The following is an 8,385-nucleotide window of genomic DNA, read 5'->3' as shown; positions in this document are numbered from 1 at the left end:
TCCATCGCCCAGCGACTAGCGGACTTCCCTCACCTCCGTACGATAAAGAAGACTTGCCGATTGGTGAAACCAGAGGCTTAGTCGCACTTATACCCTTGCGGTGAAAGTCAACATCGACTCACTCCGTTCGTCGTGTTTCCTTTATCTCCTACGGCAGTGGAATGTTCAATTAAGACCGCTGCTTTGCATCAGCAACATTGAACCACCTGGCATGGCCAGGCGCAGTCCGTACGTCGCTAAACGGGCAATTGCGCTTTTCTAAAGAAAAGTGCAATTCTATAAGGGAATTGTACTTTTTGGATTAATGCTTGGTTTCATTTTTAGTTGGTCTATGAACTCTTTTCTCTAATTGATTGGCTAGCTTATTATCCACTAATGCTCTTTCTATAATATTTCGGATTTTCACAGTAATACCTCCAATGCATTGTATTTTTTCTTAGGTTTTGCTTTACGCTTTTCTTTATTCTTTATATTTAATTATTTCTGGTATTCGCTGTGTGGTCTGTTTCGATTTATCTGATTAAATGTAATGGAAATCAACATGACTGTTGAAACCTTTTAGGGTGTTATCCGTAATAGTTTAAGAAAGTGAGAAAAGACAGGAGGATTTCACATGTTATGGGAGAAGCCAAAATGCATAAAGTGTGATAAAGAGATTAAAGGAGAGGACATGGTTTTTGTCAAAATGCGTTATCCGAAACGAAAAGGATTCACAGAAATAAAAGCTTACTTAAGAAATGCGGGTAAATTTATTTGCGAGGATTGTTTTGAGCATAAAAATACATAGAATTGAAATTAACAGAACATATGTGGTTGTTGAAGTGGTGACAAGGGGATAATCAAATCATGAGAAACCATGTGAATTAGTGATACAGCTTTATTTTAAGAATTTAAAAGTAGTATAGTAATGTAGTTACAGTATAGGAACAAAGGAAGAAATGCAGGAGGTATATATGAAATCAGAGAAACAAAAAATGCTCGATGGAGAGTTATACAAGCCGTGGGACAGCGAATTAGTAAAGGAGCGGGAGCAAGCAAGGTATTTAACTCGTCTGTTCAACCAAATTATAGAAACGGATAACGATAATCGGGTTCAGACAATTAAACAATTATTTGGTACAGCTGGTAAAAGCGTTTATATAGAGCCGGATTTCCGCTGTGATTACGGCTATAATATTCATGTTAGAGATAATTTCTTTGCTAATTTTTATTGTGTCATATTGGATGTTTGTGAAGTACGCTTTGGAGAAAACTGCATGCTTGGACCTGGTGTACATATTTATACTGCAGCTCATCCAGTGAATCCATTTGAGCGGAATTAAGGCCTTGAATACGGGAAACCGGTAGTTATAGGAGATAATGTATGGATTGGCGGTGGGGCCATCATCAACCCAGGGGTTACGCTTGGAGATAATGTGGTTGTTGCATCTGGTGCTGTAGTAACAAAAGATGTTCCTTCCAATACCATTGTAGGTGGAAATCCTGCAAAAGTGATCAGGGAGATTGATTTACAAGACAGAAGTCGGTAAATCGACATCTGCATGTCAACTAATCTCGCGTTTCCACTGCAAAAAGCGGAAACGCACTTTTTTAATCATTGGATAAAAAGGGGGAAATCACTTTGATCGAGCTTAAATACTTTGAACGATCAGATTTTAACCAACTGATTGACTGGATTGAAACTCCGCAGTTCATGCTCCAATGGGGAGGACCTGTATTTGATTTTCCTTTAACGAATAACCAACTGGAAAAGTACATAGAAAATGCGAATAAGGAAGATGCGGATAGTTTGATTTACAAAGTGATGGACAAGGAAACGGGAAATGTGGTTGGCCATATTTCCTTGGGGAGAATTGATAGGAAACACAAATCAGCAAGAGTGGGTAAAGTATTAATTGGTGATAAAAGCGTGAGGGGAAAAGGAATTGGTCAGCAAATGATAAAGGGAATTTTAAATATTGCCTTTGATGAACTACATTTGCATCGGGTGAGTCTCGGAGTTTTTGACTTTAATACGCCTGCGATTGCCTGCTACGAAAAGGCTGGTTTTACGAAAGAAGGCTATCTTAGGGATACAGTTAAAAATGGAGATGAATACTGGAGCTTGTTGGAAATGAGTATTTTGGAGAAAGAATGGCTGGAAATTAAAAATGCTTAGCCTGATCAAACAAATGACATAAGTGTTCTTATTTCTCTTGGGCGGATTTGATAGTTAAAGGTCGCGTCCAAGCCCCTGTTTTTTTGAAGAAGACAAGGTAGAATAGGAGCAGGATAAGTTATTTGATCTACTTAATAAATCGGATAGTTTTATCACGTGATTAACTGGCTGTAAGACCCCCACTGATTGAAGATTCACTTTGTTTTTACAGAAATAGATCAGCAAATACAGAAAAGTAAGTTAGCGGGCAGAACGACTTTCGATTATGCTACTGATTGGGGTATTGTTTATGGGGGGTGGAATATATTTGATAGAGAGAAAAGCTTAATTAGAGGTGCTGGGCACTGTCGTTTTGTTGAACATGGTTCTGTTGTCTAATCTCCTTATCTATTAAGGTTTTCGAATAGACAACATTATTCGACAAAAATCGGGAAGTGCCAGGCACCGTTATTAGGCACCGTAATAATCTAAGATTCTCTTTTTTCTTAGGTAAGTGACGATTAACTGGGCTGCTTCACTTACTGTGTATTTTTCCGTATTAATGGTTAGGTCAGGATTTTATCGGGGGTTCATAAGGAGAATCGATACCGGTAAAGTTATTGATTTCTCCGTTTCTAGCTTTTTTGTATAACCCTTTTGGATCACGTTTCTCACAAATTTCGATGGGGCACTCAATAAACACTTCTATAAATTCACCTTCCTCAAAAAGCTTCCTAACCTGTTCGCGGTCTTTTCTATAGGGTGAAATAAAAGCAGTTATGACAATTTGCCCGCCATCCACAAAGAGTTTAGCCACTTCGCCAACTCTTCTTATGTTCTCTACCCGATCAGCAGGACTAAACCCCAGCTCCTTGTTCAGTCCGTGTCTAACATTATCTCCGTCCAATACATAGCTTCTGATTCCTGATGAATAGAGCTGATAGTCCAGTTCGCTGGCAAGAGTGGACTTACCCGATCCTGAATATCCAGTAAACCAAAGGACACAGGTTTTATGATTATTTAATTTTTGCCTATCCTTCTTAGTTATCTTCGTTGGATGCCATATAATATAGTTTTGTACCATGTTTATTGCCCCGTTTCCACTAGAATTTTTGACATACCTTCACTAAGTTTTTTCGCCACTTCAGGTCGGCTGAACTGCTTAGGAGGGATTTTTCCTTCCCTTAACATAGCTCTAACCTTCGTTCCGGAAAGGGAGATGTGATCTGTTTTATCGTGTGGACAGGTTTTTGCTGTTCCCATGCTCTCACACTTAAGACAATAGAAACTATTTTCAAAGCATAGTATTTCTATCCCGATTTCTTCTTCTGAAAAATGACGGAAGATTTTCTGTGCATCGTATGTTCCGTAATAGTCACCCACACCTGCATGATCACGACCGACTATAAAATGGGTGCAGCCATAATTTTTACGAACGAGTGCATGGAATATTGCTTCTCTCGGACCGGCATATCGCATTGCAGCTGGAAATACCGATAAGAAAACCCGATTTTTAGGATAATAGTTTTCTAGTAAGGTTTGGTAACATTCCATACGTAACTCACTAGGTATATCTCCCTTTTTAGTTTCGCCGACCAATGGATGCAGTAGTAACCCATCTACCGTTTCCAATGCTGATTTTTGAATATATTCATGTGCTCGGTGTACTGGATTTCGGGTTTGAAACCCTACAATAGTTTTCCACCCTAACCGTTGAAATGATTCTCTAGTTTGTTTAGGTTCTAAATAATATTCTTGGAAATTTTCCTTTTGGGGAAATTTTATTAGAGTAATAGGTCCACCAAGATTAATATCAGGACGTTCATAAAGTTTCTTTACGCCAGGGTGTGATGAGTATGTGGTTTGATAAACTTGTTTTGCTTCTTCTTTCTTATCAGGTACAAACTTCTCCTGAACGGTCATCACACCATAAATGACGTTTTCGTGAACAAGGTTTACTGTACTCCCCAAGTTAATCAACCCCGCCTTATCTTGGTCAACAGGAAGTGTAATGGGTATACTCCATGGCAGCTTATTGTCAAGCCGCATTTTTTGTACTACAGATTGATAATTCTTTTTGTCCATGAATCCGGTTAAGGGACTGTACGCCCCAGTTGCGATTAATTCCAAATCACTTAGTGCAGTTGTATCTAGTTGAACCATTATATTTTTTTCATCTATCTTATAATTTGTATCTACTCTATTGATTAGAAATCCACCGTGTGGCTTATTCACAATAATTTCCCCCTGTATTTTTAGTTACTATTTTTTTCGCCCGAACTGGCTGATTTTTACTCGGTTTCCATTGACTAATAACATATACAAAAACAATAAAAAGAAATAAAACTGCTATTCCGGAAAAATCAAAGTAAATAAATATTTTGACTAAATTATAGGAAATAACTAGGGAAAAAACGGGTGAAATGACCCAAGTTTTGATTAACTTTACAACGATTGCTTTTTTCCATAATTCCTTTCCTTTATCCGAAGCACCAATCCCTAAAATGCTGCAGGTGGTTACTTGAGTATGGGGGATTGGAATTCCAAAAATAGAAGCAATAATAACCAATATTCCACCAATTCCAGAAACAGCTGTTCCTTGCAATAAACTTAAGTCAGTAATTCTTTTTCCGTTCGTTTCGATGACATTTGCCCCAAGGAAATATGCACCTAAAGCGACAACCATTCCTCCGAACAACATACCTTCATGAATATTAATGATACCAGCAGCAATAATTGGACCAACTGCATTGGCTACATTATTCATTCCGGAAGAGAAAGCTTCAAAAAATCCTGTAAGAATGACTAGAATAGCCAAGACTTTCGTGCTTTTCTCTTTGGAAAGAAACGGATATTTTTGACGGATAATTTTAATCACACTATTAGCAGCATAGGCCAGTAAAAAGGCAATCAAAGGTACGAGTATCCAGAACATGATAATGACAGCTAATGTTTTAATAAACAGTGCTTGATAAGCGATACCAACACCAACTATTGCTCCGACAGTAACTTCACTTGTAGATAGAGGAATGCCGCTTAGATTTGCAAAAAATAAAGATATAGCTGCAGATGCCAGGATGATAAGGGCAATGTAAATGGAGATGGTATTTTCAGGGACAATCCCTGAACTAATCGTTTTTGCGACGTTTCCTCCCCCTATTGTTGCTCCAAGAAAGATACCAATTGCACAAAATAGCAGCGCATTTTTTTTGCTTTTTACTACACCAGAACCATAAGCTATTCCCATCGATGCTGCCGCACCACTGGCCCCAATATTAGCAGCAAAAAAGAAGGATATGACACACGCCAGTAAGATGAACACGTTAAATAGCTCCTCGTCAGGCCTGGTGCAGACCGCATTCAATTTTCTCGAAATTAGCCCACCGGCCTGAACGCTGGTCACCTTTGGTTACTGGAAGTGTACACATGGCACAACCGATACTGGGATAGTTATGGTCATGGAGTTCATTATAGGGCAGGTTATTTAACTTAATATATTTCCAGACATTATCCCAAGTCCAATGAATTAGTGGACAAATTTTTACTCGTTTGAACCGGTGATCTTTGTTAATATATTCCATGGATTTTCGAGTAGGGGATTGTTCCCGTCTTAACCCGGAAATCCAGGCATCCACATTTTCCAGTTCTTTTTCCAACGGTATAATTTTTCTAATCTGACAGCATTGATTTGGATTATGTTCCCAAAGTTTTTTTTCATATTTTTTAGCCTGTTGTTCTAGAGTGAAGGCAGGTTCAACTATCTTTATATTCAATTTTGGGTATTTTTTCTTTACTTTATCTAAAAGGGAATAGGTTTCTTTGAAATGCAAATTTGTATCCAAAAATACTATCTTTGCTTCTGGATTCACTTTAGAGATGAGGTCAATCAGCACTATTCCCTCTGCCCCAAAGCTGCAGGAGTATAAAATTTTTTCTTTATATGCTTGATAAGCCCATTTAATGACTTCCATGAAATCTCTTAACTCATAGTTCAAACGGTTCTGTAGTTGTTTATCCCATTTTTCATAGGTTAACATGTTCTCCATCGTATTCCCCCCGTTTAATATAATTTAGTTCATTCATACTAGGTATTTGCCTTAAATTAAATGTATTCAATATGCTAATATATTGTTAAAATAAAATTCTAATAATTCGAAATGTAGTGTAACCAAAATGAACTAGGCGAATATACATACAATAGTTCACCTAAGGAGTTTGAATTTACTAGTAAAAATTTATAACAAGGGGACTAAAAGGATGCAGGCTCGTATTTATCAAGGCAGAGAGTCTCCGCCAGTAAAAGCAGATATTACGGTTGTTATTGATGTAATCAGAGCTTTTACCGTTTCCCATTATGCCTTTATGAAAGGAATACGAAGAATATTTCTTGTAGAGTCGGTAAAGCAAGCATTTCAGGTTAAGAAGCAGCACCCAGAATATCTGCTGGCAGGGGAGGTAGATGCTTTAAAGATTGAGGGGTTTGATTTAGATAACTCTCCATATTATATTCAACAAAAAGATCTAGAAGGAAAGGTTCTTGTTCAGAAGACCACAAATGGAGTACGTGCAACATTAAATAACCTCTCATCTGAACATGTATTTGTTACAGGGTTTACGAATGCGAGAAAAACAGCGGAATTTATTAGAGAGAGAATATTCAGATGTAATGGTGCGACTATAAATATCATTGCATCTCATCCATGCGGCGACGATGATCTTGCTTGTGCAAAGTATGTAAAAAGTATATTAGAGGATTCAGCCTCCATTTCAGAAGAAGAGGTAATTAGTAGAATACAGCAAAGTCATGTAGCGGAAAAATTTTTTGATAAAGACAAGAAGGATTTTAAACGTGAGGATATTTACTGCTGTACCCAAGAGTTAAATACAGATTTTGTCATGAAAGTGAATAAAACAGGCAGAATTCCTGTGATTGAGAGGGTTAACGCATGTTAGAATCGGGATTAGTCTTACCATCTAGAGAAACCAAGCCAAGAGAAAATGGGTTAACGATTTTAATTGACAATGGAGCACCGAAGAACTTATTCATGGACACGATCCATAGTTCAAGTGCGTTTATTGATTTTGTGAAATTTGGCTGGGGCACTTCGTTAGTTACACCATTTTTGGAACAAAAAATTGCCTGGTTACGGAAACATCATATTGATTTCTTCTTTGGTGGAACATTATTTGAAAAGTTTTTAAGCCAAGATAAGATTGAGGATTACTATAGGCTTTGTCAAAAGTTTGGCTGCGATTATGTAGAAATTTCAAATGGAACTGTTCCTATCAGCAATGGGGAAAAGGCAGTTTTTATTGAAGAGTTTTCTAGGGATTTTGTTATTTTTAGCGAAGTAGGGAATAAAGACACTTCCATATCAAATAGGCAGGATTCAACAGAATGGCTGGAAAATATTCACGAGGATCTTGAGGCTGGGGCAACGAAAGTAATCACAGAAGCAAGGGAAAGTGGAACCAGTGGGATGTGTCATGAAAATGGGGACGTTAGAAGTGATGTTTTTGACGAAATAATTGATTCGGGGATACCTCTGGAAAAACTCATATTTGAAGCACCAAATAAAAAAATGCAGACTTTCTTTATTAAACATGCTGGAGTAAATGTGAACCTCGCTAATATTGCTTTATCAGACGTGATTTCACTGGAGACACTTCGTTTAGGATTACGCTCTGATACGTTTCATATGTAATGAAAATTTTAAGGGGGAGAATATAGTGAGAGAGACAAATAAAGTATTTCATTTGGCGATTCCATGCAAGGATTTAGATGAGACCGTAGACTTTTATGAAAAATTAGGCTGCAAACTTGCCAGAAGATATGATGATCGCGTAACATTTGATTTTTTTGGAGATCAAGTAGTATGTCATTTAAGTCCGGACCATATTGATGAAGAACCAAAAATGTATCCAAGGCATTATGGAATCACCTTCTTGGATAAGGATGAATATAACCAGGCTTTGGAATTTGCCATTCACCAGAACCTTCCTTTTTTTGCTAAACCAATGGTGCGGTTTGAGGGGAAACAGGAGGAACACATGACATTTTTCCTGATTGATCCAGCAAATAATTTACTGGAATTCAAGTATTACCATGATATGGAAATGGTTTATTAGCGGGTTGAAAGAAGCGTGTATGTTCCATACACGCTTCTTCTCATGGTTTAAAGGAATTGTTCGACATAATTCAACAAAATCCGGGAAGTGACAGTGAACGCCCCCCTTATAATGGACAA

At 37.7% G+C, this 8,385-nt stretch carries 8 protein-coding genes and 2 pseudogenes; 6 read left to right on the top strand and 4 right to left on the bottom strand.

The features are described 5' to 3' along the window. Positions 1-613 precede the first annotated feature (613 nt). The 3 genes and pseudogenes from GMJ66_RS19875 to GMJ66_RS19865 all read left to right on the top strand — a co-directional run bounded on the left by GMJ66_RS19875 (position 614) and on the right by GMJ66_RS19865 (position 2,158). Positions 614-787 carry a Fe3+ hydroxamate ABC transporter substrate-binding protein gene (locus GMJ66_RS19875; RefSeq protein ID WP_156292057.1) on the top strand — a complete coding sequence of 58 codons (174 nt, stop codon included), beginning with the start codon at positions 614-616 and terminating at the stop codon, positions 785-787. Positions 788-953: 166 nt separating this feature from the next. Then, positions 954-1,529 (top strand): annotated as a pseudogene (locus GMJ66_RS19870) (sugar O-acetyltransferase). Between the two features lie 92 nt (positions 1,530-1,621). Beyond that, complete coding sequence (locus GMJ66_RS19865; protein ID WP_156292056.1) at positions 1,622-2,158, top strand: GNAT family N-acetyltransferase; 537 nt, start codon at positions 1,622-1,624, stop codon at positions 2,156-2,158. Between the two features lie 450 nt (positions 2,159-2,608). Here the strand turns inward: GMJ66_RS19865 and cysC are convergent. From cysC to GMJ66_RS19845, 4 genes and pseudogenes are all read right to left on the bottom strand, one after another. After that, positions 2,609-3,221 (bottom strand): annotated as a pseudogene (cysC, locus tag GMJ66_RS19860) (adenylyl-sulfate kinase). Positions 3,222-3,223: 2 nt separating this feature from the next. Then, on the bottom strand, positions 3,224-4,378 hold the full coding sequence (gene sat, locus GMJ66_RS19855; RefSeq protein ID WP_156292055.1) for a sulfate adenylyltransferase: 1,155 nt from the start codon (positions 4,376-4,378) through the stop codon (positions 3,224-3,226). After that, the gene (locus GMJ66_RS19850; RefSeq protein WP_156292054.1) at positions 4,365-5,459 is read right to left on the bottom strand and encodes an inorganic phosphate transporter; all 1,095 of its coding nucleotides are present in this window, start codon (positions 5,457-5,459) and stop codon (positions 4,365-4,367) included. Before GMJ66_RS19850 ends, sat begins: the two co-directional genes overlap by 14 nt. Before the next feature lie 16 nt (positions 5,460-5,475). Next, on the bottom strand, positions 5,476-6,183 hold the full coding sequence (locus tag GMJ66_RS19845; protein ID WP_269321896.1) for a phosphoadenylyl-sulfate reductase: 708 nt from the start codon (positions 6,181-6,183) through the stop codon (positions 5,476-5,478). A 211-nt stretch (positions 6,184-6,394) separates the two neighbouring features. Between GMJ66_RS19845 and GMJ66_RS19840 the strand changes: the two genes are divergently transcribed. From GMJ66_RS19840 to GMJ66_RS19830, 3 genes are read left to right on the top strand one after another with little or no spacing between them, the layout of a single operon-like run. Next, positions 6,395-7,090 carry a 2-phosphosulfolactate phosphatase gene (locus GMJ66_RS19840; RefSeq protein WP_156292053.1) on the top strand — a complete coding sequence of 232 codons (696 nt, stop codon included), beginning with the start codon at positions 6,395-6,397 and terminating at the stop codon, positions 7,088-7,090. Then, positions 7,084-7,842, top strand: coding sequence for a phosphosulfolactate synthase (locus GMJ66_RS19835; protein ID WP_156292052.1), 759 nt, complete (start codon positions 7,084-7,086; stop codon positions 7,840-7,842). The genes GMJ66_RS19840 and GMJ66_RS19835 overlap by 7 nt, the downstream gene beginning before the upstream one ends. A 25-nt stretch (positions 7,843-7,867) precedes the next feature. After that, positions 7,868-8,266: a VOC family protein gene (locus GMJ66_RS19830; RefSeq protein ID WP_156292051.1), complete on the top strand. Its 399-nt coding sequence runs from the start codon at positions 7,868-7,870 to the stop codon at positions 8,264-8,266. The last annotated feature ends 119 nt before the right edge of the window (positions 8,267-8,385 follow it).

This window comes from Oceanobacillus salinisoli, assembly GCF_009733865.1.
Taxonomy (GTDB): Bacteria; Bacillota; Bacilli; order Bacillales; family Amphibacillaceae; genus Oceanobacillus; species Oceanobacillus salinisoli.
This window is presented reverse-complemented; position numbering and strand designations above follow the sequence as displayed.

Coding starts and splice junctions, on each gene's coding strand:
- GMJ66_RS19875 (WP_156292057.1), top strand. CDS start 614: ATGTTATGGGAGAAGCCAAAATGCATAAAGTGTGATAAAGAGATTAAA.
- GMJ66_RS19845 (WP_269321896.1), bottom strand. CDS start 6,183: ATGGAGAACATGTTAACCTATGAAAAATGGGATAAACAACTACAGAAC.
- GMJ66_RS19840 (WP_156292053.1), top strand. CDS start 6,395: ATGCAGGCTCGTATTTATCAAGGCAGAGAGTCTCCGCCAGTAAAAGCA.
- GMJ66_RS19835 (WP_156292052.1), top strand. CDS start 7,084: ATGTTAGAATCGGGATTAGTCTTACCATCTAGAGAAACCAAGCCAAGA.